Raw genomic sequence first — 23,567 nt, 5'->3', positions numbered from 1 at the left:
AACGGTTCGCCCGTGCTAATTTGATTGCTACTCCAAGGCTTTGGCAAGTTCAGAGTAAGGTCAGAGACCGTTTTGGCGGGCTTTAATACAGCCGGGATACCACGCCTCTACTACTTCAAGATGCTTGCCAACGCCCTTCAAGGGAATATGTTAGCGCTCGCACAGTCGGCAACGATCGACGTGAGTTTTCCGCGGGCATCAGGGCCGCGATCAAGGGGGGATGAACATGAAGGCTGATAGTCTTTCGTCGGCGCTCGCGCGCTCGGTATCCGTTTTAGCAGTGGCTAGCTGTCTTGCCGTGTCGGGGACGGCGTTTGCGCAAACCCAGACGGGTGCTGAAGCGACGAATGCTCAGCCGACGACGGCACCCGGCACGACGGCGGACCCTGCTGCGGCAGCCGGTCAGTTGACCCAACCGCAAACCGCACCGTCGTCCGAATCCGCCCTGCCTGCGGTCGACAATGAGATCGTCGTCACCGGCGTCCGCGCCAGCCTCGAACGGTCGATCGCGATCAAGCGCAACTCGACCGGAATCGTCGACGCGATCTCCGCGGAAGACATCGGCAAGTTCCCCGATACCAACCTTGCCGAGTCGTTGCAGCGGATCACCGGCGTCTCGATCAATCGCACCAATGGCGAAGGCGCGCTCGTCACCGTTCGCGGCTTCGGCCCGAGCTACAACCTCGTCACCTTGAACGGCCGACAGCTTGCGACCGCGAACGTGCAGGTTGTCGGCGGCGATCAGAATTCCGACAGCGCGCAGGGCGCAAGCCGCTCGTTCGACTTTTCGAACCTCGCCTCGGAAGGCGTCCGTACGCTAGAAGTCTACAAGACTGGACGTGCATCGGTTCCCACCGGCGGCATCGGCGCGACGATCAACGTCGTCACGCGCCGCCCGCTGGACGGCAAGGGTGGCCTGACGGGCAGCATCGGTGCGAAGGGCGTCTACGATACCAGCACCAATGGTTGCCTCGATTGCGGATCTAAGGTCACGCCCGAATTATCTGGCGTGCTCAGTTGGGCCGATCCGACTGACCGGTTCGGCGTCTCGCTGTTCGGCAGCTACCAAAAGCGCAACTTCACATCGATCGCCGCGACGTCCAACGACTGGAACGTCCAGTCGTACGCTGACTTCTTGGCGGGTGGTTTCGTCAAGGGTGATGGCAGCACGAAGATCACCGGCGCGCCGAGCAACCCGAACCAGCTCGTCTCCTTCCCGAACGATAGTCGGTATCATTATGCGGAAGGCAGCCGCGAACGCATCAACGGCCAAGCTGTCATCCAGTTCAAGCCGATCGAGACACTCACGCTGACGGCGGATGCGCTATTCGCGCAGAACACGCAGAAGGAAATCCGTTCGGATCTGTCCAACTGGTTCAGCCGGCCGTTCGACGAGGTCCGGTTCGATGCCAACCCCGTGGTCGCCACCGCAAACTATCTGCACGAGACGATCAATGGCGCCAAGGACGAAGGGTTCGAAGCGCAAAACCGCGGTCAGAAGAGCCGGATCCAGGATTTCGGCCTGAACGGCAAATGGGAGATCACCGACAACTTCACGTTCAATCTCGACGGCCACTACAGCAAGGCATCCAGCCGTCCGGACAACCCCAACGGGAACAGCTCAACGCTGGTCGGCATGGCTGCCAACGTCGTCACCGCGCATTCGGTCGATTACTCCGGTGCTATCCCGGTTCAGGACGTGACGCTCAACGGCCCCCTGACGGTGAACGAGGTAGGCTCGCAGATCGGCCGCACCTACGCGTCCGCGCAGGATCAGCGCGTGAAGGAACTGCGCGGCGATTTCGGCTGGGACCTCGGCGGCGGCAGCCGCTTCGATTTCGGCGGCAATCTGCGCAATACCAACATGCATCAGACCCGGGTTTCCACCCAGCAGGTTCTGGGCGACTGGGGCATCACCAACCCGGGTGACGTCGAACGGCTGGCACCCGGAGCGCTGCAGTCCTTCTGTCTCGTGTGCAAGTTCAAGCATTATGACCCGGGCAATGATCCGGAATCGCAGACGGCGTTTCGCGGCGATGCCGCAAACATCTATTCGATCCTGTCGCCGTTCTACAGCAAGGCCGGCAACGTCGTCGGTACCACCGCCACCGAAGACAACCGCGTCCGCGAGAAGATCTGGTCGGTATATGGTCAGGTGACGTGGAAGGGCGATCTCGGCTCATTGCCAGCAACACTCGTCGCTGGTGTGCGCTACGAGCAGACGAAGTCGACGTCGAAGTCTCTCGTCGCCGTACCGGCTGCGATCAACTGGGTCTCGGACAATGACTACACGATCACGATCTCGAACCAGAGCAGCTTCCTCACCGATACGGGCAAGTACAATAATTTTCTGCCGTCGATGGATTTCCAGGTCGAACTCAAGACCAACCTGATTGGGCGTCTGTCGTTCAGCAAGACGATCGCCAGGCCCGAATATGGCAATTTGTTCACCTCGACCAGCGTCGGCGGACCATCGCGGCCGATCGCCAATGGCGGTGTAGCGACCGGATCGTCGGGCAACGCGAAGCTGATCCCGCTGGAGTCGGACAACCTCGATGCGTCGCTCGAATGGTACTATAAGCCAGACAGCTATCTGTCGTTCGGCGTGTTCGACAAGCGCGTTCGCAACTTCATCGGTAACGGCCAGACCTCTACCACGTTGTTCGGGCTGAGGGATCCAAGCTCGGGTGCGCCGGGAACGCGGTCGGGCCAGGCCAAGGCGGCGTTGCAGGCGCTGGGTGCCGACCAGAGCGACGTCAATCTGTTCGCGCTGACGGCGTTGCTCGACCAGACCGGCTCGATCGGTGCGGCGACCACGGTCTTCCAGGCGAATTACAATGCCACCACGCGCTCGCTGAACGATGATTTCGTCAAGCAGATCAACAGCAGCCGGGACGTCATCGCCAACGGAACGGACGTTCTCTACCAGTTCCAGCTGACCCAGCCGATCAACAACAAGGATGCCGAGATCTACGGCTTCGAAGCCGCGGGGCAGCATTTCTTCGGATCGACCGGCTTCGGCGTCAGCGCGGCCTATACGCTGGTGCGCGGCGATGTCGGGTTCAATATCGGGGCACCCACGACCGAGAACCAGTTCGCGCTGCTCGGCCTGTCCGATACGTTCAACGCGACGCTGATCTTCGACAAATACGGTCTTTCGGCGCGGATCGCGTATAATTGGCGCGACAAGTTCCTGTCGGGAATCAATCGCGGTAATTCGAAAAATCCGGAGTTCACCAAGCCGTTCGGTCAGTTGGATGCGAATATCAGCTACGATATCACGCCGAACTTCGCGGTATCGATCGAAGGTATCAACCTTACCGAAACCAAGCTTCGCACCTATGGCCGGGACGAGAGCGAACTCTGGTTTGGCCAGGAGCTTCGCCGCCGCTTCCTGCTCGGCGGTCGCTTCCGCTTCTAGGCTGATGCGGTGCCCGACAAGCGGCGGCGCCCCCTCTCCTGCTGGGGAGGGGGCGCCGCTGCCTAACGGGATAGTGAACTGCGAGCGTCGTGCAGCATCACCCAGACGACAGGGCATTTGCTCCTTGCAGGCTACTACGTGTTTTCATTGATCGCGGACCCTGATGTCGGGATAGGCACACCGGTGAGATCCAAGGCTGGGCGGGAAACGCCCTCGACAGCAGTCGCGCAGTCGCGCGTCGTAGCTGCAATCTCGCCGACGCCGGATTGCCTGCCGTGACGACGCTCTGCATGATGCTGCCGGTGGTTCCGGACACATGGATTTCGAAAGGCGAAGCGTGACGAATATTGTCCTTTTGAACAACGTCGATCACCAGCATCTGACCGTCGTAACGGGCCATGGTCCCGAATTCGGCGACGCCGTGAACCAGGTGCTGGTGTTTCCGACCGAATGGCAGGATCTGCAACGCGAGTACCCGATCCTGTTTCGTCGCGCCGAGGATGGGCGGTTCCAGTCGGTCGCCCTTGTAGGGCTCGATCGTGACGAGAATCTGTTCCTCGGCGATGGCGCATGGCAGGCACGCTACATCCCGGCACTCCATCAGCGCGGACCCTTCTCGATCGGCGTGGCCCGCAATGAAGACGGCAGTGACGGCGAACCGATGATTCACGTCGATCTCGATTCCCCGCGCATTGCTCTTGAAGCCACGGGTGTTGCGGGGCTGCCCGTATTCATGCCGCATGGGGGCAACAGCCCGTATCTCGATGCCGTGTCGAACGTGCTCGGCCGCATCCATGATGGGGTGATCGCGAACGACGCGATGTTCGAAGCCTTCCAGACGGAGGGGCTGATCGAGCCCGTCGCGCTCGAGATATTCCTCGACGAAACGCATAAATACACGCTCGAAGATCTCTACACTATCTCGGTCGAACGGCTGGCCGCGCTGGATGGCAAAGCCTTGTCGCGCCTTCATTCGCGCGGATTTCTTCAACTCGCGGTCTTTGCGGTCGCATCGATTGGAACCGTTTCAAGCCTTATCGAACGCAAGACTAGCCGGCTCGCGACACAGTGACCCAACTCGCTACCCTGTCGTTTGTGCGTACGATAAAGAATGCGAAGCGCGGTGAGATCGACTTCGCCGCGCTGATCGAGGTTGGCGAACCGGCCGCGCTGAAGGCAGTGGCAGCCGACTTGCCGCTGGCCAATTATCTCGACCGGACCCGCGTGGGTATCGCTGGAGACGAGGCGCCATCGGTCTCTCTCGGCTTGACCGACGTCGATACGTTCTTCCCCGGTTTGTGCGGCGAGAACCCCGTTGTGGCCGAGGGCGACCTGCCCGGTTCCGGCACGCCGCCCGCCAGTCTCTGGATCGGCAACCGGACGACCGTGGCGGCGCACTGGGGCATGTCGAACAACATCGCCTGCCCGGTGGCTAGTGGGCGCCGTTTCACGGTGTTCCCGCCCAATCAGGTCGCGAACCTGTATCCGGGGCCACTCGAACCGACGCCGGGCGGGCAGGTCGCATGCGCGCGGTGCATTGGCGACGCTGGACGACTGTGCAGCGCGGCACTTGCGGGCGCAGGTCCTGCAACGTCTCAACAGATAGGATGGCCATGACGGACACACAGCGGAGCCGCGTCGTGATCGCGGGCGGCGGCACCACCGGCTGGCTCGCCGCCGCCGCCCTTGCGCAGCAACTCGGCGCGCTGGTCGACGTCACGCTCGTCGAATCCGAAGAGATCGGCACGATCGGCGTCGGCGAGTCGACCATCCCGACGGCACGCGCGTTCCACCGGCTGATCGGGATCGACGAGCAGCAGTTCATGGCCGAGACCGGCGCCACCTTTAAACTCGGCATATCGTTCGAGAACTGGGCGCGGATCGGCGATCGCTACATCCACGCGTTCGGCGAAACTGGCCAGTCGACCTGGATGGGTGCGTTCCACCATTTCTGGCTACAGGCGCGCGAGGACGGTTTCGGCGGCGACCTGGGCGACTATTGCCTCGAACTCCAGGCGGCCAAGGCGGAGCGGTTCGCGATCGGCGGCAATGCACCCGAGCTGAGCTATGCCTATCACCTCGACGCGGGCCGCTATGCGCAACACCTGCGCACATTGGCCGAGGGTGCAGGCGCGCGCCGCATCGAAGGGTTCATCGACCGTGTCGAACAGGACGGCGAGAGCGCTGACATCGCCGCGCTCGTGCTGCGCTCGGGGGAGCGGATCGAGGGCGATCTGTTCATCGACTGCACCGGGTTCCGCGCGATGCTGATCGGCCAGACTTTGCGATCGCCGTTCGAGAATTGGCGGCATTGGTTGCCGACCGACAGCGCGGTCGTCACGCAGACGCGCTCGGTCGGGCCGGCGATGCCGTACACGCGCGCGATCGCGCACGGTGCGGGGTGGCGCTGGCAGATCCCGCTCCAGCACCGTGTCGGCAACGGGCTCGTCTATGACAGCCGGCACCTCTCCGCAGATGAGGCCCACGCGCAATTGCTCGCCGAAGTCGAAGGCGAAGTCCTGTTCGATCCACGCCTGATCCGCTTCCAGCCCGGCCGTCGCCAGGACGTCTGGCGCGGCAATTGCATCGCGCTCGGACTGGCGGGCGGGTTCGTCGAGCCGCTCGAGTCGACCGCGATTCACCTCGCGATGATCGGCATCACGCGCTTGCTCCAGGTATTCCCGTTCGGCGGAAACCACGCGGCGACGGCCAAGCGCTTCAACGAACAGGCGGCCGCCGATATCGAACGGATCCGCGACTTCATCGTGCTGCATTACGTCCTGACGGAGCGCGACGACACGGCGTTCTGGGGTGCATGCCGGACGATGACGATACCGGAAACGCTGAGCGACCGCATTGCGCTGTTTCGCGAAAGCGGCATGGCGTATCAGGACGGCGAGGAGATCTTCCGCGTCGCGTCCTGGGCGCAGGTCATGACGGGTCAGCGGCTGTCTCCCCGCCAGCATCACCGGATGGGCCGGATCATGGGTAAGCCGCGCTTGCGACAGGTTCTGGGGGACATGAAGACGAACATCGCCAGACAGGTTGCGGTCCTGCCGACACATCAGGACTTCCTGCGCACCTATTGTCCCGCCGATGTTTGAGCGGACCGCCAAGGACGCGTTCTGGCCGGGACGGCGCGATATTCTGGTCGGGGCGGTGGCGATGGTCGCCGCGCCAGCTTTTGGCACTAGCCCCGACGCCGAGCCGCGCATCCAGCGGATGTCGCCGGCGTTCGACCGGATGGTCGCGCCCGGCACTCGGGTCGAGACGATCGCGACCGGCATTCGCTGGGCGGAGGGCCCGGTGTGGGTCGATGCCGGGCAGTATCTGCTGTTCTCCGATCCACCCGCCAACATCGTTCGTCGCTGGCGCAAGGGTGGCCCGGCCGTGCCGTTCCTCGATCCGTCGGGGGCAGGAGGCACCGATCCGAAGCTTATCCGCGAGCCGGGTGCAAACGGACTGACGCTCGACCGTGAAGGCCGCCTGTTGATCGCGAATAGCGGCGGACGTTCGATCGACCGCGTGGATCTGGGCACAAGACGGCGCGAGACGGTCGTCGATCGGTACCAGGGAAAGCGGTTCAACAGCCCGAACGACATGCACGTCGCGCGCGACGGGACGATCTACTTCACCGATCCGCCGTATGGGCTGACCGAAGACGATACGTCGCCGCTGAAGGAACTGGCGGTGAACGGCGTCTATCGGCTGCGGCCCGGCGGTACGGTCGAACTGCTGGAGGGAGGCCTGACCCGACCGAACGGCATCGCGCTATCGCCTGACGAAACGCGACTTTACGTGTCGGTGTCGGATGAAACCGCGCCGCGGATCATGGTCTACGACCTAGATGCGAAAGGCGTGCGCAACGCTCGGGTGCTGCTGGATGCCACGGCGATGAAGGCGCGGGGCGGGGCAGGGCTGCCCGACGGCATGAAGGTCGCGCGCGACGGGATCTTGGTGTGCTCGGTGCCCGGCGGCATGATGTTCATGACGCCCGATGCCGAGCCGCTCGCGTTGGTGACGACCGGTGCGCCGATCGCCAACTGCGCGTTCGGGGAACGAGGTCGAGCATTATACATGACCGCCAACGACCGCGTCCTGCGCCTGCCGCTGCGTCCGGGTTGGCAAGGCGAGGGCTGATCGATCTTCGTTCGACACGGACCGTTCAGCCCTTCGCCGTGTGGGGTTTTACGACCGGCACGAGTTAAATATTCGCGATATTAAATGGTCTTGGAACGGTGCACTCCCCCGGCAACGGCCGCTACCGGGGGAAAGGCCGTCAGAACCTGGCGCGAACGCCTACGCGGTAGATGCGGCCGAGCGTGTCATACAGCGCCGGGTTCACGTCGAGTCCGGTATTGGTCTGTGGTGCGGGCGCCGGATCGTGATCGAACAAATTGTCGACCTTGAAGAACATGCTGGCCTGCTTGGTCACGTTCACCGATCCGCCGAGGTCGATGTAGAACGCACCCTTCATCTTGTTATAGTCGATGGTCGGGTGGTTGGCGGTCGAGACCGGGCAAGCGGTGGTGCAGACGACATATTGATTGCCGAACACGCCGTCCGAGAACCAGCGCTCCTGTAGGTTGAGGCTGAAGACGTCGTTGTCGTAGCTCTGCGTCGCCAGCCACTTCCAGTCCGGCGTCGCGCCGTTGTTGGCCCCGGCTTGGTCGACCACGTCAACGCCAGCTATCCCAGCGTCGACAAGGAACTCCTTCACATGCGTGCCGAGCACGCGGAGCGTGAAGTTGCCGGGGATGCCGAGCGGCTTCTTCCACTGGTAACTCGCCTCGATGTCGAACCCGCTGGTCTTCCACGATGCCAGATTGAACGGCTGGACGTTGATGAAATTGCCGCCCTGGGTCGGGCTGTTCAGCACGAAGCCGCCGCAGAACGCTTGATTGCCCTCGAAGCAGAAGCGGACGATCTGGTCGGGCGACAGTGTCGAGACGACGCCGTCTAGCTTGATCTTGTAATAGTCGAACGACAGACCGAGACCCGGTGCCCATGACGGGTGCGACAGGACGATACCGACCTCGGTGTTGCGCGCGATTTCCGGCTTCAGATCGGGGTTGCCGACGGTGTTCTGGAACGCCTGCACGCCGCTACCGGAAAACGGATTGGTAAAGTTGGGCAGCGTGGTGACGGTCGGTGCGGCGAACAGTTCGGACAGGTTCGGCGCGCGGACGTCGCGCGACGTGACGGCGCGCAACCGGATGCCGTCGAGCGGCGTATCCCAGGTGCCGCCGGCCTTCCACGCCCAGACCGTGCCCGACGTGCTGTAATGCGTCACGCGGCCCGCGCCATTAAGGTTGGCGCGGCCGATGGCCTCGCTGTTGAACAAGGGCAGGTTGAGTTCGAGGAACCCCTCATACACCTCGTACTTGCCGCGGCCGTTCTTGTAGTTGCCGGCTGCCCAGTTACTGCCCAGCGCGGAATTCAACAGCGGATCGGCGGGATAGGCGGTGCTGTTCGGGCTGAGCGCGGTGACGCCCGCACCATAGGGGTCGCCGTGGACGCGGTAGAATTCACGGCGATACTCACCACCGAAGGCAACCGCCAACGGCCCGGCCCACAGGTTGAGCGGCTCGCCGGAGAAGTTGAGGCTGGCGACGTCCTGCGTCAGCTTGGTGCGCTGGAGCGGGCCGTTGGCAGGCGTGACATAGGCGAGCGCCGATGCCGACGGCACCGCACCGCCGAAGATGTTGATCGGCTGGCATCCGGCGGCGCGCGCGGCCGGATCGGCGCAGACAATCGCGCCGTTCAGCGTGATCGCGTTGGTCGCAGCGACATAGCGGGGCTGCAACACGGTGTTGTCGACGTCGATCGCCGCCTTTGTGATGCCGTGCTCGTAATAGGCATCGTAGGTCCACGGCGTGCTGCCGATCTCGAATTTGCCCTTCAGCCCGCCGACGAAACGGTATTGGCGACGGTCCGTCTGGACCAGCGGATCGGGGAAGTTGCCGTTGCTGGTACCGAAATTGAACTGCGTGATGTTGGCGGTCGCGCAGCGATCGCGGACCAACTGCGGCAGGAAGGGGTTGGCGCACTGCACGGTCAGGTTCGGGCGGTTGTACCCCGGGCTCGGCTGGTTGCTGGTCTTTACCTGTGCGACGTTGACGGTGACATAGGCCTCGTTGTTCTCGGCGAAGTCGAAGCCGATCCGCCCAAAGCCGTTGAGCCGTTCCAGCGAAGATTTGAGCGATGCGCCCGAGCCCGGCGCGCCCGACAGGTCGCCGCCGACGCAGAAGCTGTTGGCGGGGAAGCAGTTGGTGACGCCGCCGGTGCCGGTCGGACGACCGTTCGAGCCATAGTTGAAATTATACGGCGCGCCGTTCTGGTCGAACGCGATGCCCTGCAACGGGCCGTTGTTGATCAGGCCGAAGCGCGCATATTGATAGGGCTGGGCATAGTCGCGGTAGTTGAACTGCGGCAGGCCGTTGTTGGTCTGGCCGGTGTTGACGAGCGTGGTCGCGCGGTACCAGTCGCGTCCCTTGGCGAGGTCGGTGCCGAAATCGCCCGGGCCGACGCCGTCCTCGTCGTCATATTCGCCGCTGACGATCAGGTGCAGCTTGTCGCCGAACAGTGAGGTGCCGAACGCGGCCTGGACCAGGCCCTGCTTGTCGTCGCCGTAGTTGGTGATGCCGCCCTGGACGTTCGCCTTGAAGCCCTTGAAGCGCGTGTCGGTGATGAAGTTGACCACGCCGCCGACGGCGTCCGAGCCGTAGGAGGCGGATGCGCCGCCGGTGACGACGTCGACGCGCTTGACCAGCAACTGCGGGAACATGCTGATGTCGGGTACGCCGGAGACGTTGGCGCCGACGACGCGCTGGCCATCGAGCAGGGTCAGCGTACGGATCGGGCCAAGCCCACGCAGCGAGAAGGAGCTCAGTCCTTGCGTACCGCTGGACGTGCTGAACGTGCCGGTGGAGGCGCCGGTCGAGCCCTGCAGCGACGGCAGCTGCGCGACCGCGTTGAAGATATTGGGCTGGGCGTTCTTGAGGATCTGGTCCTCGCCGATCACGGTCGTGGGCGTCGGTGCGTTGTAGCCGCTCGAGACGATGCGCGATCCCGTGACGACGATGTCCTTGTCCGGCGCGGCCTGCTCTTCTGCGGCGGTCTGCGGGGTCAGCGTCTGGGGCGGCGCCGCCGGATCGGCCGATTGGGTCGAGGCGGGCAGGTCGGACGGCGGGGCAATAGTCTGGGCCGCGGCAGGGGCGCAGAGCAATGCGGTGGCCAGCACGATCATGCTGGTTGCGTTAACATCGAAAGATCCGACTGAGCGTCGACCGCGCGTAACCTTGTTCATCCGTCCATCCCCTTGTCGCACGTGGCGCGTGCCGTGGTCCGGCCTGGCGACGTGTCATTCTTGTCGTTCTCTACGATATACTGGGCGCGGTATCATCTACGACCATGGTCGCAGGTGCGGCGCGTGAGCCGAACCCTGACGCGTCAGGGCATCAGGCGCTTGCGGCCCTGCGACAGATGCCAGCGCATCGCCAGCGCGGCGCCGTCCGCATCCTGCGCACGGATGGCTTCGACGATCGCGTCGTGCTCGTCCATCATCGCCTTGATCACTTCCGGCGCGCGCGACCGCGAGATGTCGACACCGGCGCGCAGGATCCGCATCACCGCGTCCTGGAGGTGATCGAAGACGGGCAGGAACGCAGCGTTGGCAGTCGCCTCGGCGATCGTGCGGTGCAGCACCCAGTCCTCGTCATGCGCCGGCGCGTTCGACAGCAACGCGGTCCGCAACGCCTCCAACGCGTGTTCGATCGCGTCCATCTGGTGGTGCGACCGGCGTTGTGCCGCGAGCCGCGCCGCCTCCGCTTCCAGTACGAAGCGCACTTCGTAGGTGCCGAGCGTCGCCGCGATGTCGGCCATCGGCATGTGCGACCCGAGCCGCTCCGACGGGCGCCGCTTGACATAGGACCCGGCACCGCGCCGTGCCTGCGTGATGCCGTCGGACGCGAGCCTCGCCAGCGCCTCGCGGACGATCGTGCGGGACATGCCGAACATTGTCGCCAGCTTGTCCTCGGCCGGAAGCCGGTCGCCGACCGCGAGCTGTTCGTCGAGGATGATCTGGACGATCGCGGTATAGGCGCGGTCCGCCAGCCTGATGCCGTTCGCGGCGGGCTTGTCCGGAACGATCGGCGGCGGGGTGCTCGGAGACTCAGACGACATGGCTGAGCGCCAGGACGAACGCGAGGCCGACGACCGAGATCGACGTCTCCAGCATCGACCAGGTGCGGAACGTGTCCGCGGTGCTGGTGCCGACATAGCTCTTGACCAGCCAAAACCCCGGATCGTTGACGTGGCTGAAGAATACGGAGCCCGCGCCGATCGCCAGCACGACCAGCTCCGGCGACACGCCCGAGCTGGCGACCACGCCCGGCATGATGCCGACCGCGGTAATCGTCGCGACCGTTGCGGACCCAGCCGCGAGGCGGATGCCGACGGCGACCAGCCAGCCGAGTAACAGCGGCGAGATCGAATACATCAGCACGGTGCGCGCGAGCAGGTCGGACAGGCCTGCGGTCACCAGCACCTGCTTCAACGCGCCGCCCGCTCCGATCGCGAGCAGGATCGCCCCCGCGGCGCCCATCGTCTCGTGCCACACCGCGTTCTGGATCGCAGCCTCACGAAGCCGCCGGCCGAACAGCAGCGGGAGCGCGATGAGGTTGGTCAGCAACAACGCGACGACAGGGTTGCTCGCGGCGACCAGCCATGCGGTACCTTTCATGCCCGGGATCATCTGGCCCAGCTCGCCGGTCGCGATCATCAGCACCGGCAGGAGCACGATCAACAGCGACCACAGCCGCGGCGGCGGGGCGATGCCGAGCCCCGGATCATGCAACACCGGCGCTTCCAGCCGAACGCCGCGCGTCGTGAACTTCGCGAGCAGCGGCCCGGATATGATCGCCGTCGGAATGGCGATCGCGATGCCGTAGAGCATCGTCTTGCCGAGGTTGGCGCCCAACGCCTCGACCGCGAGCAGCGGGCCGGGATGGGGCGGGACCAGCGCGTGGACCACGCCGAGCCCTGCCAGCGCGGGCATGATCAGCCTCAACTTGGCGGCATCGCGTTCCGCGCCGTCCTTGCCGGTCATCTCCTCGGCGGCCGCGACGACGATCGGCAGCAGCAGGACGAGGCCGGTCTCGAAGAACAGCGGAAGCCCGACGATGATCGCGATGCCCAGCGTCGCCCAGGGTGCGGCCTGCTTGCCGGTCAACTGCAACGCCCCTTTGGCCAGCGACGCCGCGGCCCCCGACAGATGCAGCATCGCGCCGAGCGACAGGCCGAGTGCGACGACCAGCCCCGTGCCGCCGATGATGTCGCCTACCCCCTTCTGCACCGCCTTGGCGACATCGGGGAGGGGGAGTCCGGCAAGCAGGCCGACGGTGAACGCGCCGCACAACAGGCCGATAAAGGGGTGGAGTCGACCGCGAACGATCATCAGGACGGCGAGGAATATCCCCGCAAGTGCAGCGATCACGAGTCGCATGTCGGGGCTGATCATCGGCATGCGGGTCGCAGTTGCGCGCGCTCGTCCAGTGCTCGTGACATCACGCCCCTCCCGTTGGTCGGCGGCGCCTTCGCCTGCCGATATGATGGCAGATCTGTACGACAGGTCTTTTCGATCTGACAACAAAAAAGGCTTGATTGCGTGCGATCTCACGGCCCATAGTCAAAATCTGTCCAACCGAATCCGCGTAACGGATCACTGGATCAACAGCGACAGCCACCCCGTCTCGGCCATTGGCCGCTACGACTTCGGCCGGCGCACAGGGAGGGATGACCATGGAACGGCCCGGATACGATACGCACCAACCTTCGGTCGCGACCACCGCCGCTACGTGCGCCGCGTCGCCGCGCCTGACGCCGACGCAGATCAGGGTCCTTCGCGGCGTCCATTCGGGTTTGCTGAACAAGCAGATCGCGTTCGATCTGGGCATCGCCGAGGCTACCGTGAAGGTCCACATGACCGCCCTGATGCGCAAGCTGAACGTCCGCAACCGGACGCAGGCCGCGATCGTCGCGCAGACGCTGGCGATCTGAGTCCTCCCCTTTCGATCCTCCTCCGTCAGGGGGAGGTGGCGCCGAAGGCGACGGAGGGGGAGGACACGGAACATCGGTTTCCCTTTCCTCCCCCTCCGTCTGGCAATAGCCAGCCACCTCCCCCTTGCGTGGGAGGATCGAAAGGGCTCCGAATACGACCTTCGTCGCAGATGAAGCGGACCTCCACGAACGGTAGGACTGCTGTCCTGATAACGGGAGACGGACGATGGTTGCGAAATGGCTGCTCTGCGGAACGGCGCTTCTTGTCGCCAGCCCGGCTTTTGCAAAGACCGTGGCTGCAAAGACGGCGGCGCCAACCAAGTCGGTCTCGGTCTATCTCAGCCAGCCCAACGATCCGCAGGCGATAACCGTCAAGGGCGTCGGCGACGGCCGTGCAGACGATAGCGCTGCGATTCAGCAGGCGATCGATGCGGCGGCGGCTGGTGGTCATGGCGGCGTCGTGTTCCTGCCGTCGGGACGCTACCGGATCACCCGCACGATCTTCATCCGGTCCGCCGTCCGCGTCTTCGGCGTCGGCGCGACTCGCCCCGAGATCGTCCTCGCCGACAACAGCGCGGGCTTCGGGTCCGGCGTGGCGGCGATGGTCAGCTTCACCGGCGAGGATCAGTACCGTGTCGGCAAGGCACCCGTCCCGCCGCGTACCAGCGTGCCGTTCGATCCGGCGATCTTCGATGCGACCTCGAGCACCTTCTATTCCACGCTGTCCAACGTCGATTTCCGGATCGGCGATGGCAATGCCGGCGCGGTCGCGGTGCGCTTCCGCGTCGCGCAGCACGGCTATCTGCGGCACATCGACTTCCACATCGGCTCGGGTCTTGCCGGCGTCTATCAGGCGGGCAACGAGTTCGAGAATCTGCGATTCTTCGGCGGTCGCTACGGCCTAATGTCGGAGAAGACCTCGCCGGCGTGGCAGTTCACGCTGCTCGACTCAGAGTTCCAGGGTCAGCGCGACGCGGCGATCCGTGAGCATGAGGTCGACCTGACCCTGGTCAACGTCGCAATCCGCGATACGCCGGTCGGCATCGAGATCGACCGCGGCTATTCGGATTCCTTCTGGGGCAAGGACGTCCGGTTCGAGAACGTATCGCAGGCGGGCATCGTCGTCTCGGCCGAGAACAGCGTCTTCACGCAGATCGGCTTCGACAACGCGGTGGCGAGCAACACGCCGACCTTCGCGCGCTTCCGCGACAGCGGCAAGACCGTCGCGGCGGCGGGGCCAACCTACCGGGTCGCCGACTTTTCCTACGGTCTGAAGCTGGCGGGACTCGGTACGATCGGCGAATATGCGACCGACGTCTCGATCGCGCCGCTGTCACGACTGCCCACTCGACGTGCGCCGGCGATCCGGGCAATGCCTGCGGTGCGCGAATGGGCGAACGTGCATGATTTGGGTGTCAAAGGTGACGATACCACCGACGATACCGCAGCCTTGCAGCGCGCGATCGATACACACCGCGTGCTGTACCTCCCGGTCGGCCGCTACCGCGTCACCGACACGCTGAAGCTGCGGCCCGACAGCGTTCTGATCTCGCTGCACCCGAGCCTCACGCATCTCTATCTGCCCGATGAGACGCCGGCCTATATGGGCGTGGGCGGTCCGAAGGCTCTGCTGGAAAGCGCGAGGGGCGGCAACGCGATCGTCTCCGGCCTCGGGCTGTGGACCGGTGGCGTCAACCCGCGCGCGACCGCGTTGCTCTGGAAGGCCGGCGAGGGGTCGATGGTCAACGACGTCAAGATCCAGGGCGGGGGCGGAACCGTGCTGACCAAGGGCAGCCCGATCGGCTTCGGTGACCCGCGCGCGCGCTTCGACGGCCAATATCCGAGCATCTGGGTGACCGACGGCGGCGGGGGTACGTTTGCGGCGATCTGGTCGCCGAACACGCTGGCCTCGGCGGGCTTCCACGTCTCGAACACCAAGACCCCCGGCCACGTCTACGAACTCTCGGCCGAGCATCATTATCGCGCCGAGATCGTTCTCGATAACGTCGAGAACTGGGAATTCCTCGCGCCGCAGACCGAGCAAGAGGTGCGCGACGGCGTCGATGCGATTTCCACCGAGATCCGCAATTCGCGCAACATCCTGTTCGCCAATTATCACAGCTACCGCGTCACGCGGTCGATCAAGCCGATGGACGCGGCGGTAAAGCTCTACAACTCGGGCGATATCCGTTTCCGCAACGTCCATGTGAACGCCGAAAGCGGGTTCGCGAGCTGCGATGCGAAGGGCTGCGGCACGTATCTGCGCGCCAGCAAATTCCCGTTCGAGAACACGATCAAGGACATGACGCGCGGTCAGGAAGTGCGCGAGCTCGAATTCGCCAAGCTCGACGTGCCGGCCGCACTCGCGACGGCAGGTCGAACCCCGATACCGCTCACGCCCGGTGTCGAAAAACTCGCCGACGGTTTCTATTCGATCGCCGGTGGCGCGGTCGATGCGCAGGGCAAGCTGTACTTCATCGATCGCCGCTTCCAGCGGATTCATGGCTGGTCGAAGACCGAAGGCCTGTCGATCGTCGCGGAAGCGCCGCTCGATGCGGTGAACCTCGCGGTCGACAAGTCCGGCGATCTGCTGGTGCTGTCGTCAGCCGGGCGAGACGGGACTGTCTACAGCATCGACCCGACCAAGCCCTCCGACGTCAAGGTCATTGCGCCGACCCTAGCCAAGGCGCGACGCGGTGCGGCGACGGTGCTGCCCGTCAACGTCTGGGCGAACGGCGAGTTCGCTGACCGGATCGATCCGACGACGTACCAATATCCACCGCTCGCCGATTTCTTCGCCAGCAAGATGGGCGAGCCGAAGGCGCAGGAATATGTCTCGCCCGACGGTTCGCTGGTGCTGCCGGCGTTCCGCGTGTGGAACCAGGGGCCGGACGATCATCAGGGTTGGCGCTGGTCCGATACGCTCGATTCCTATGGGTTCGTCACGGCGCCCCCCGGCGAGCGCGTGGTGCTGACCAACGGATCGGAGAACCGCACGTATAGCGGTCTGGTCGGCGACAATGGCCGGGTGACGGACCTCAAGGTCGTCGCACCACGCGGCGGCGAGAGCGCGACGCGCGATGCGGCTGGCAACCTGTACGTCGCCAACGGACAGGTGTTCGTCTACCGGCCGGACGGCTCGCTGTTACGCCGTATCGACGTCCCGGAACGTCCGCTGCAACTCGTCATCGGTGGCGCGGATCGTCGTACGCTGTTCATACTGGCGCACCACGCACTCTACTCTATCGGACTGTAAGCGCGTCGGGCGGTCGGTCAGATCGCCCGCTTGCGCCGCACCAGGCTGACCGTCTGGATCAGCGTCGCCAGTGCGGTTAGTACGATGCCGAGCATGGTCACGCCGGACCAGCCGGCCGCGGCCCAGGCCTGCGTCGCCGCGGCGGACCCGACCGCGCCGCCCAGGAACATGCCGCCCATGAAGATCGTGTTGAGCCGCGCCCTCGCTTCGGGGCGCAGCGCGTAGACGATGTGCTGGTTGGACACGAGCGCACTCTGGACGGCGAAATCGAGCACGATGACGCCGACGACCATGCCTGCGATCGACGTCCACACGCCGAACAGGATCCACGACACCAGCGTCAGCGCTGCGCCGAGCGCGATCACCGTGTGCGGGCCCTTTCGATCTGCGTAGCGCCCGGCGATCGGTGCGGCGAAGATGCCGACTGCGCCGACGATGCCGAACAGCCCCGCTACATCGGCACCCATCGCATAGTGCGGCTCCTGAAGGCGGAGCGCGAGGATCGTCCAGAACGCGGTGAACGCGGCGAAGATCAGCGATTGGGTGACGGTCGCCAGCCGCAATGCGCCGAACTCGCGCCACAGCCCGACGAGCGAGCGAAGGAGGCCGCCATAGGATAGCGTCGCGGCTGGCTGGCTGCGGGGCAGCTTGATCGCCATCCAGAGGCCGACGGCGAGCGCCATCGGCACGCCGAGCCAGAACATCTCGCGCCAGCCGGCATGCGTGGCAACGAAGCCGGCGAGTGTCCGGCTCAGCAATATGCCGCACAACAGGCCCGACATGACCGTGCCGACGGTCGCCCCGCGGCGGTCCGGGGCGGCGAGGTTGGCGGCTAGCGGGACGATTTGCTGCGCGACCGTGGAGGCGATGCCGACCAGGAGCGACGCAGCCACGACCAGGCCTGCGGTGGGCGCAATCGCGGCGGCGACCAGCGCGGCGGCGAGGACGGCGAACTGGATCACGATCAGGCGCTTGCGCTCGATCAGGTCGCCGAGCGGCACGAGGAAGAACAGGCCCGCAGCGTACCCCAACTGCGTCGCGGTGGGGATCAGCGTGGACAGCTTGCCCGGCAGATCCTTCTCGATCACGCCGAGCATCGGTTGATTATAATAGATATTGGCGACCGCGACGCCGGCAGCGGCCGCCATCGCGAACGTCACGCTGCTCGTCAGGACATAGCCCGTCGTACGAGGTTCCGGGCGGTCTTGCGCAGTCGATGTCATGGTCAATTCCGGTGTACGGCGCTGCGCCTGACGGGCGCGCCATGCTTGCAGGTGAATGGGTCGGGCTGTCGGTAGCGGGCGGCGACGCGCGCTCGGGTTAGATGGGCAGTTCGCCCGTAAGGTAAAGTGCGGACGGCAGGCTCGACGGCAGCGTAGGTTCGGGCGCGGTACGCGTCGCAGCGGCGTGAAGCCACTCCGGGCCACCGTCGCGGTGTCGGGTCGAGCCATCCGACCGCGTCGGCACCTTGCCGTAGATCGGCGGCCCGTCGCGGCCGGGCGATCCTGCGCCGAACGACGCCGCGATGTTGCCGTAGGTCGACGGATCGCGCCCGTCGAGACTGAGCCGGTCGTTCAGGTAGCAGGCGGTCGCCCACGCGGTCTCGGGATCGGGCGTCAGGGCGATGATTCGCTTGGCCCAGTACATGCGCAGATTATTGTGCATCCAGCCGTCGACCAGGAACTGGCGCTGGCACGCGTTCCAGGTCTCGTCACGAGTGGTGCCGTTGAGCAGGTCGGCGAGCGTTTCCACTTCCGGACGCGGGTCAGAAGCGTGCGCTGCGAGCGTTTCGCGGGCCCATTCCGAGACGCGGTCGTAGCGTTCGGGCGAGGGAAGCGCGCGAGCCTGGTAGTGGAACCATTCGCGCCATGTCAGTAGTTCGTCGGCGAATTTGGTCTTGGCGGCAACTGGCGCATCGGCGGCTTCGACGGTGGCCATGACTTCGCGCGGGCCGATCACGCCGAAATGCAGATAGGGCGAGAGCATGCTCGCACCGACCGGCTTGGTCGCGTCGTTGCGGGTCGTCGCATAGGTCGGCAGCACAATGTCCATCAGCCGTTCGAGCTTGCTTAGCGCACCGTCGCGACCGGCCGGGAAGTCCGGACTGAGCACAAGCGAATGGTCGATCGCCGTGTTCTCGACCAGCCGGTCCAGGTCGGCGTCGCTGCAGGATTCGAGACGATCGGACGTGAAGGGCAGGGGGCCGTCATACGCGGCAACGCCCGCCTGAAGGCCGTCGGTCGCCAGCCAATCCGCACGCACTGCCTCGTGCTTGCGCCGGAACGCGGTGGTCGAGCCGATGCCGTCGCCGAGCAGCGCGGGGGGTACCAAGCATGCGGCGTTGACCGCGAACATCGCGGCTTCGGTGCGGGCGGCGACACGGTCCGACTGCAAGCGTGCGACGAAGGTCGGCTGGTCCTCGACGAACACCGCGGCGCTGTCGGCGGCGAGACGGTAGACCAGGCCTTTCTCGCGCGCGTCGGCGTGGTCGACATGCTGGACGCAGGCGAGGCCGCGCTGTCGGCAGTCGCGCGCCAGATCGCGGCTCGCACCCAGAATGAAGCGGTGCAGGCGATCGGACGCGTAGGGGTAGTCTTCGCGCAGTCCGTGGTAGACGAGGACCGGCAGGCCAAGATCGTTGCCGAGACAAATAGCCGCGTCGATCACCGGATTGTCGCGGGCACGCAACGCCTGTTGCAGCCAGCAAAGGACGTATCGCTTGGTCGGTCGGACTTCTGCCGCGTTCATTCGGCGTATGCGAGCTGCCTCAGCCCAGGAATCCAGCGATTCTACGGTCGAAGGTTGCGAGAGCGACGTTACCATGATGGCCTAACACACGGGGCGGTCGCGACGATCCCTTCAGGGGCGGACGTATGCCAAAGCGTCGAGTGCCTCGGATATCAATGCGGCGACGACCGTCTGGCCGAGCGCATCAGCCTCCGCCAGCGCATCCTCGAGATGCTCGCGAAGCCGTTGATCGGGATTGAGCATCCGTTGGGGCATGTCTGAGTTATATCGCCGCAAACGTTTGGCGATACAAGTCGGTCCCTCGACTAGTCGCAAAAATGTCTCGACCTGCCCGCTTAACTCCGGGAGAACTGATGTTGGTAGTAAACATCAAGGGCAATGTCGCGACTCAGAGGTCTCGGTAGTAAAAGATTTCCGCCTCGTCTGCAGGGCGTAAGCCAACGATCTGGCCGGCTGGTTGCCAATTGGTGCGTGTCAACAGTCCGACAGCGGCGCTGTTATCAACACCGGTCGAGATGAAGACTCTGCCATTTAGGACAAATTTCAGTTCGGCTATCAACGATTGGGCGATCCCGTGGCGACGATAGTCCGGATCGACGACCAGTTTGTTCACATAGTCCTTGCCGATGCATCCGCCGGTCTGCCACGCGATATAGCCTGCGATGACGCCGTCCACTTCGGCTACAAGCATGCGGCGCTCGACGATCTCCGCGATCCGGTCTCCGGGGAAGGAATCGAATGCTATCAACCGGGAAAGGTCATACGGTTCGGCGGCTCGGATCGCGGTCATGGTCTCTCCCAACTGCAACCGATCGCTGGTTCCAGGTCGGCGGCTTGAAGGGCAGAACGGACGTTCCGGCTGGAAGTCTCACGAGTTGCTCTAGATTATAGAGATTCCTGGTACGTTCCTGCTCCGTGCGCCGGTCGTGCGCGAACGAGTTGCCTGGACCGTGTTCGCGCGGATAAGCTGCCGTCATGGAAAACACCGCACCGCAGCTCGACCTGTTCACCCGCCTCGAAATCGCGATCGAGGAGCGCAACGAGGCCGCCGAAGCCTTCGACGTCTTCAAACAGGATGCCGTGATGGCACACGCGCCGGCCGCCGGAGCGGAGCCGGCCGTGACGAGCGAGGACGCCGCCGATGCCGCCGCGGGCGAGGTCGACGACTTCAACGCCGAGGTGAACGCGCTGTTGCAGGGCGCGACGGACGCGGAGCTTGCCGGCGCATACGACCAGTCGGGTGGCGAGGTCGGCAACCCGGTGGCCGAGGCGCTGTTGGGCGAGATCAAGCGTCGCGAGGGTCGCGCCTGACCCTTCGACGCCGCCGTTAGCCCAGACATTTCACGGCACGATGAGTCTAAATGCCGCGCTGCAACGTATTTGTCATACCGTTGCGGCGTCGGCATTCCCTTGTCGACCTGGACGGTGCTCGTTGATCGAGCTGCCGAGGCGGTCGGCCTACCTTGTTTTCACAGCATGTTTTCTGGGTAGGCCGGCCGCTGCGCGCCGTTCTTGGGGAGGGGCTGGAGGTTTGCCGGTGTCGATCGCGAGGCATACCAGCCAGATCAATGCGATAGCGCTTTCCACCACACGCCCAACCCCCTAAGCGGCACGTATCCCCGGGGGGCCGCTGATGTGCGGCTGAGAGGTGGGCAACAGCCCATGACCCGCTGAACCTGATCCGGCTTATACCGGCGTAGGGAGGGTCTGCGGCTGGCCCGTCGTCCCTCCGATTGGAGTGGACGTGACGTTTTTTAGTGCTGGTTTTTCGTTGTGACGCGCGCGTTGATAGCGCGCGGCCGCCCTGCTTTCCGGGTAGCGCTGACCCTTTCGGCGAGCCTTGCCGCATCCTCTGCAAGTGCGCAGGTCGTGTCCGAGCCGGTCGAACCCGCCGAGATCCGGGTGGTCGGTAAGCAGGACCCAGCCGGTCTGCTCCCCGACCAGAAGGTGCCGCGCGCGCAGAGTGCGATCTCCGCCGACTTCATCGTCAAGCAGGGGCCGACGCTCAACGCGTTTCAGTTGGTGACATTGCTGCCCGGCGCGAACGTCGCGTCGAGCGACCCGTACGGCCTGTCGACGAGTTCCAGCCTGACGCTGCGCGGGCTAGGCCAGGACGAGATCGGCGTGCTGATGGAAGGCGCGCCGCAGAACGACATCGGCTATTATTACGCCTATCCGTCGCAGTTCGCCGACCCCGAGAATTTGAAGCGTATCTCGCTCGCGCAAGGCTCGGTCGATATCGATTCACCGACGCTCGGCGGGGCAGGCGGTCTGTTGTCGCTGTCGCTCGACGATCCGAAGGCGCGTCCCGGTGCGCTCGTCGACCTGTCGCTCGGCAGCTACGCGGCGCGGCGCGGCTTCTTCCGGGTCGATAGCGGGACGATCGGCAATACCGGGCTGAAGGCGTTCCTGTCCTATTCGAACACTCGCGCCGACAATTGGCGAGGTGCCGGTTTCGACACGCGCCAGCATATCGACGCCAAGATTCTGGGCGAATGGGGTGCCGGCAACCGCGCCAGCCTCGCGCTGTCGTACAACGACGCGAACTCGTCGAGCTATCCGAGTCCGACGCTCGCCGAATGGAACGCGCAGGGTCGCGACTTCAACTACGACAAGAATTACACGGCCGGGAGCACAAACTACTGGCGGCTGTACCGCGCGCCATTCCGCAACCTCTATGCCTCCGCGCCGGTGCATCTGGTACTGAACGATCGGCTGGCGCTCGACACCACCACCTATCTCCAGTTCGGTTATGGCAACTCGCCCTACGGGACGCAGCTGACCACGGAAGGGAATTTCCTCGGCACTGAGGAACTGGCACAGCCGATCGCGCTGCCCGGTGCGGTTGACGGCGTGGCGACCGTGCTCGGCAACTACACCGGCGACCAGATGCGGACCGGCAACGTCAGCAAGCTGATCTTCAAGACCGGCGCGCATACGCTCACCGCTGGGCTATGGTTCGACTACGGCACCGACCGCGTCACGCAGTCCTACACCTCGATCGACGCCGATGGGCAGCCGTTCGACCGCTGGGGCTACCGCGCCATGGCGATCCGTACCGCCGACGGTCGCCTGCTCGCTTATGAGAACCAGCGTACCGTGACGGTGACGAAAGGCTTTTTCCTCGCCGACAGTATCGCGCTGACGCCGCGGCTGACGATCGACGCGGGGTTCAAGGGTGTCAACGTTCTGCGCAACGGCCGCAATTATCTGCCTGGGCCGCAGGACAAGGTGCGCAACGACAGCTTCGCCGCGCTCCCCCGCGCGGCGATCCACTACCGGATCGACGATCGCCAGCAGCTGTTCGCCAACATCACCACCAACTTCCGCACGCCCAACGAGTTCACGCTCTACAACAGCTATTACGGCGGCGAAGTGGTCGTGCAGGGGACGAACGCGCTAAAGAACGAATATTCGGTGTCGCAGGAGATCGGCTACCGCTTCATCGGCGAACAGCTCTCGGCCTCGGTAACCGGCTTCCACTACAAGTTCCGCAACCGCCAACTCGCCACCGTGATCGACCAGGGCGGCGCGCAGGTCAACGCGACGCTCAACGCCGGCGGACAGACCTCGTACGGCGTCGATGCGGAGATTGATTACCGCCCGGTCGCGGGTGTCAGCCTGTATCTTTCCGGCGAATACCTGCGCGCGCGGATCGACAACGACCTGCCGGTCGGCGCGGACTTCCTGCCGACCAGGGGCAAGCATGCTGTCTCCAGCCCGACCGTCCAGTTCGGCGCCGGCGGGATCTATGACGACGGTCGCTTCTTCGGCAGTGTCGCGTCGAAATATATCGGCCGGCAATATGCGAGCTTCATGAACGACGAGCGGATCAAGGGCTATGCGACGCTCGACCTGTCGGTCGGCATGCACCTCGCCGACTGGCTCGACGGCAAGCGGACCGACCTGCGCGTCAACGCGATCAACGTCACCGATCCGCATGTCCTCGCCGGCGTCCAGTCGGTCAGCACCAATGCGCAGGACACGATTGGCCGAGGCGGCACGGTCATCGCCGGCGCGCCGTCAGCCTACTACATCAGCAGCGGCGCGGCGGTCATGGCGACGATCTCGCGAGCGTTCTGA

General features: G+C 64.7%; 16 protein-coding genes and 1 riboswitch. Of the genes, 9 read left to right on the top strand and 7 right to left on the bottom strand.

Annotation, left to right across the window (positions count from 1 at the left end):
• Positions 1–226: 226 nt before the first annotated feature.
• The 5 genes from AC1ME3_RS02100 to AC1ME3_RS02080 all read left to right on the top strand — a co-directional run bounded on the left by AC1ME3_RS02100 (position 227) and on the right by AC1ME3_RS02080 (position 7,561).
• Positions 227–3,421 (top strand): TonB-dependent receptor, encoded by a 3,195-nt coding sequence (locus AC1ME3_RS02100; protein WP_480954644.1) that lies wholly within the window; start codon positions 227–229, stop codon positions 3,419–3,421.
• Between the two features lie 337 nt (positions 3,422–3,758).
• Positions 3,759–4,493 carry a SapC family protein gene (locus AC1ME3_RS02095; protein WP_480954643.1) on the top strand — a complete coding sequence of 245 codons (735 nt, stop codon included), beginning with the start codon at positions 3,759–3,761 and terminating at the stop codon, positions 4,491–4,493.
• Positions 4,494–4,516: 23 nt separating this feature from the next.
• Entirely contained in the window at positions 4,517–5,038 is a 522-nt protein-coding gene (locus tag AC1ME3_RS02090; RefSeq protein ID WP_480954642.1) for a cupin-like domain-containing protein, read from the top strand.
• Positions 5,035–6,525: a tryptophan halogenase family protein gene (locus tag AC1ME3_RS02085; RefSeq protein ID WP_480954641.1), complete on the top strand. Its 1,491-nt coding sequence runs from the start codon at positions 5,035–5,037 to the stop codon at positions 6,523–6,525. Before AC1ME3_RS02090 ends, AC1ME3_RS02085 begins: the two co-directional genes overlap by 4 nt.
• Entirely contained in the window at positions 6,518–7,561 is a 1,044-nt protein-coding gene (locus AC1ME3_RS02080) for an SMP-30/gluconolactonase/LRE family protein (RefSeq protein WP_480954640.1), read from the top strand. Before AC1ME3_RS02085 ends, AC1ME3_RS02080 begins: the two co-directional genes overlap by 8 nt.
• A gap of 139 nt (positions 7,562–7,700) precedes the next feature.
• Here AC1ME3_RS02080 and AC1ME3_RS02075 read toward each other — a convergent pair whose 3' ends face one another.
• The 3 genes from AC1ME3_RS02075 to AC1ME3_RS02065 all read right to left on the bottom strand — a co-directional run bounded on the left by AC1ME3_RS02075 (position 7,701) and on the right by AC1ME3_RS02065 (position 12,941).
• Complete coding sequence (locus AC1ME3_RS02075; protein ID WP_480954639.1) at positions 7,701–10,670, bottom strand: TonB-dependent receptor plug domain-containing protein; 2,970 nt, start codon at positions 10,668–10,670, stop codon at positions 7,701–7,703.
• 203 nt (positions 10,671–10,873) lie between these two features.
• Positions 10,874–11,605, bottom strand: coding sequence for a FadR/GntR family transcriptional regulator (locus AC1ME3_RS02070; protein ID WP_480954638.1), 732 nt, complete (start codon positions 11,603–11,605; stop codon positions 10,874–10,876).
• Positions 11,595–12,941, bottom strand: coding sequence for a GntP family permease (locus AC1ME3_RS02065; protein ID WP_480955736.1), 1,347 nt, complete (start codon positions 12,939–12,941; stop codon positions 11,595–11,597). Before AC1ME3_RS02065 ends, AC1ME3_RS02070 begins: the two co-directional genes overlap by 11 nt.
• Before the next feature lie 281 nt (positions 12,942–13,222).
• Here AC1ME3_RS02065 and AC1ME3_RS02060 point away from each other — a divergent pair, with 281 nt between their 5' ends.
• Positions 13,223–13,480 carry a helix-turn-helix domain-containing protein gene (locus AC1ME3_RS02060; RefSeq protein ID WP_480954637.1) on the top strand — a complete coding sequence of 86 codons (258 nt, stop codon included), beginning with the start codon at positions 13,223–13,225 and terminating at the stop codon, positions 13,478–13,480.
• Positions 13,481–13,706: 226 nt separating this feature from the next.
• A complete protein-coding gene (locus tag AC1ME3_RS02055) occupies positions 13,707–16,736 on the top strand; it encodes a glycosyl hydrolase family 28-related protein (protein WP_480954636.1) in 3,030 nt (1,009 codons plus the stop codon).
• 17 nt (positions 16,737–16,753) lie between these two features.
• Here AC1ME3_RS02055 and AC1ME3_RS02050 read toward each other — a convergent pair whose 3' ends face one another.
• From AC1ME3_RS02050 to AC1ME3_RS02035, 4 genes are all read right to left on the bottom strand, one after another.
• Positions 16,754–17,959, bottom strand: coding sequence for an MFS transporter (locus tag AC1ME3_RS02050; protein WP_480954635.1), 1,206 nt, complete (start codon positions 17,957–17,959; stop codon positions 16,754–16,756).
• A 97-nt stretch (positions 17,960–18,056) separates the two neighbouring features.
• Positions 18,057–19,484 (bottom strand): deoxyribodipyrimidine photo-lyase, encoded by a 1,428-nt coding sequence (locus AC1ME3_RS02045; protein WP_480954634.1) that lies wholly within the window; start codon positions 19,482–19,484, stop codon positions 18,057–18,059.
• 111 nt (positions 19,485–19,595) lie between these two features.
• Positions 19,596–19,739: a hypothetical protein gene (locus AC1ME3_RS02040; protein WP_156362367.1), complete on the bottom strand. Its 144-nt coding sequence runs from the start codon at positions 19,737–19,739 to the stop codon at positions 19,596–19,598.
• A gap of 133 nt (positions 19,740–19,872) precedes the next feature.
• On the bottom strand, positions 19,873–20,274 hold the full coding sequence (locus AC1ME3_RS02035) for a GNAT family N-acetyltransferase (protein ID WP_480954633.1): 402 nt from the start codon (positions 20,272–20,274) through the stop codon (positions 19,873–19,875).
• 185 nt (positions 20,275–20,459) lie between these two features.
• Between AC1ME3_RS02035 and AC1ME3_RS02030 the strand changes: the two genes are divergently transcribed.
• Both AC1ME3_RS02030 and AC1ME3_RS02025 read left to right on the top strand, forming a co-directional pair.
• A complete protein-coding gene (locus tag AC1ME3_RS02030; protein WP_133020572.1) occupies positions 20,460–20,795 on the top strand; it encodes a hypothetical protein in 336 nt (111 codons plus the stop codon).
• Between the two features lie 299 nt (positions 20,796–21,094).
• Positions 21,095–21,204: riboswitch (TPP riboswitch) on the top strand.
• A 149-nt stretch (positions 21,205–21,353) separates the two neighbouring features.
• Positions 21,354–23,567, top strand: coding sequence for a TonB-dependent receptor (locus tag AC1ME3_RS02025; protein WP_480954632.1), 2,214 nt, complete (start codon positions 21,354–21,356; stop codon positions 23,565–23,567).

The organism is Sphingomonas sp. BL2, assembly GCF_056680015.1.
Note: the sequence above shows the minus strand (reverse complement) of the source record. Positions and strands in the feature narration are given on the sequence as shown.